Raw genomic sequence first — 830 nt, 5'->3', positions numbered from 1 at the left:
ATCAACGAGACGCGCGAGACGTTCGACAACGGCTTCGTCGGGTTGTGGGTGCCTCGCGACATCGAGGGAACCCTCACGATCGCGCATGAAGGACAGGAAGGGACAGTGGCAATCACCACGCTGAACGAGGATGACCCGACGTGCATCACCACCCTGCGAGTTACCTGACCATCAGATAACAGGTTCGACAGCGCGGCGGCGAGTACAGGCTCTTCGGACATCGGGGGCTGCTCGGGTGAGCGGTCGGGAGCGGGGCGCGCCGGCTTGAGGTTGCGGGGGTAGGCGTCGGGGTCCCCTGGATGACCAGCAGTGACGAGTCATGCTGATCACCCTCGGGGACCTCGACGTTGTGCCACGCTACTCAGTGCCCTGGTGCACCCTTCTACGACTGAACTACGCCAACGGCGGGACGACCTCGTGGGACAGCCCGGGGCGCACGTCGAGGCTCCCGAGTGCACCGAGGAACTGGTGACGGTCACAGTCTCCTCGCCGCGGCAGCTGATGGGGTGCCCAACCTACGGCGTCGTCACTCCTAGCCGTGGCCGCCAGCTGCGAGCCCTGCGGAATATGCCGGCGACCGTACCGGTGGGCGTGATGTGGCAACACGAACCGCCCTGAAGCCTGCGCACGCCCACCAACGAAATACGGCTGAACTCCCGGCGCCCGGGGGTTCAGCCGTTCACGAGTCGCTGTCTCACGACTTCCTCGAATGGACGCAGGTGGACTCGGACCGAACATCTGGCGGCGGTTCGAGCGGCTCGGTTTCGCGCGGAAACAGCCGAAGCTCAATGCTGACAAAGTGGTGCCCCTGAGACTGATCTTGCCGCTGG

1 protein-coding gene is annotated in these 830 nt (G+C 64.9%); it reads left to right on the top strand.

The features are described 5' to 3' along the window. Entirely contained in the window at positions 1–168 is a 168-nt protein-coding gene (locus ACPYO4_RS16365) for a CueP family metal-binding protein (protein WP_425710304.1), read from the top strand. Positions 169–830: the final 662 nt, after the last annotated feature.

The sequence above is a fragment of the Georgenia sp. Z1491 genome, from assembly GCF_049856175.1.
In the GTDB taxonomy this organism is placed as follows: domain Bacteria; phylum Actinomycetota; class Actinomycetes; order Actinomycetales; family Actinomycetaceae; genus JB111.
This window is presented reverse-complemented; position numbering and strand designations above follow the sequence as displayed.